Annotated in this window: 1 protein-coding gene; it reads right to left on the reverse strand. The window is 70.7% G+C overall.

Features of this window, described 5'->3' with window-relative positions:
• A partial coding sequence (gene iscB / locus ABZU75_RS46405) for an RNA-guided endonuclease IscB (protein WP_355569982.1) occupies positions 1-1,336 on the reverse strand: 1,336 nt, incomplete at its 3' end.
• Positions 1,337-1,552 lie beyond the last annotated feature (216 nt).

The raw sequence follows: 1,552 nt of genomic DNA on the forward strand, positions 1-1,552 counted from the left end.
CTCCCCCGCCCGAAGGCGGGGGAGGAAACGCGGCGCGGTGCCGCGTTTCCGGGTGGGTGGTGTAGCCGTAGCCGTCGGCTCGTTGGAGCAGGCGGACGTGGCGGTGGTGGATGCCCTGTACGGTGCCGTGCCGGGTGGTGATGTTGAAGCTTCCGGTGGTGCGGACCGCGACCCGTCCGGTGTGAACTCCGGTGTTCTTGCCGGTCGGGATGGTCGCGCGGACCAGGTCGCCGGTGGCGAACCCCTTGACCTGCTTGGTCCGGGGGAGTCGTAGCCGGGGGAAGCCGTAGCGGTCGGTGCGGGTACGGCAGTAGGTGCCGCGCCCGGTCGCCTTGGCCACGAGCACGGTGAACGGCCAGGTGGTCACGGTGTCGAGGTGGCCGACGTGCAGCGCGTCCAACGTGTGGGATTTCGGTGCGCCGGTGCGGGAGCGGTTCCATTTGGTGCGCCCGCCGGAGGCGTCTGCCACGGGTAGGCCGGTGGCCTCCAGTGCCTGCCACAGTGCCCAGCGGGTGGTGTTGACGGCGGCGGCGTCGCGCAGTGGTGCTTTCGCCTGTTTGAGGATCTTCGCCAGGAGTGTGGGCTTGTCCTTGAGGAACTCCTGCACGGGGGTGGCGTTCTTGGTCTGGTTACACGGAATGCAGGCCAGGGTGAGGTTGCTGACGCGGTCGGAGCCGCCCCGGCTGCGGGGGTGGATGTGGTCGAGGTTGAGCGGTAGGCCGCTCGCGCCGCAGTAGGCGCAGGTGCGCCTCCACTTGGCGAGCAGGTATTCGCGAACCTCGTACCCGGCGAGGGTGCCCTGCTGGTAATCCACTCCTTCAAGCGGCCGTCCGGCCGATAGGGCGTGGGTGTCGAAGGAGACCTTCTCCACGTGGACGGCGGCCACGGGCGCCCACCGGGACAGCCGCGCCACCCACGGCAAGGTGGTGTCGACGCGGTGTCGCAGGGACGGCGCGAACCACCCCTTCGGCCTGGTGCGGTTGAGAAACCGAGGGGAGCGGTAGCGCAGCTTCCGCCCCCGGCGGCCCCGGCGCAGTGCGGCCCGGGAGGCGAGCCTGTCGCGGATCAGCGCGCCCCGGTGGTCGAGCCGGATCGCATACCGTCCGGTCCGGCTCCCGTCATGATCGGTGAACACGGCCAGGCCGGTGTGCTTGGAGCCGGGGTCGACACCGACCTGCACGCCTGCCACGGCGGAGTCGGCAGCCGACCGGTCCCTGAGACGAATGACGAACGGGGTGTGGCGGTGAAGCACCGCCCGCCCGTCCGCCAGCAGACGACGGGCACGGGCGGGATGACACGGGTCGAGCGGGTGGCCGCGACGGTCCAGGACGAACACGACCGGGTGAACCTCACGGTTCGCTCCCTCAGACGCCGAAGCGCCCTCGGGGTGACGCCGGTGCGGCGGTGCGGCCGGACCGGTCTCCCCTCGCCCATGGTGAACACCAGGTACCGCCGCCAGGCGGTGTCCGTGAGCCGTTTCGTGCCCACCCTCGGGCGTGTCTGCTCCCACGGATTCGAGAGCTTGGAGCTGAGGAAGCACCCCAAGGTCGGT

It is taken from the genome of Streptosporangium sp. NPDC005286 (assembly GCF_040607515.1).
Classification (GTDB): Bacteria; Actinomycetota; Actinomycetes; order Streptosporangiales; family Streptosporangiaceae; genus Streptosporangium.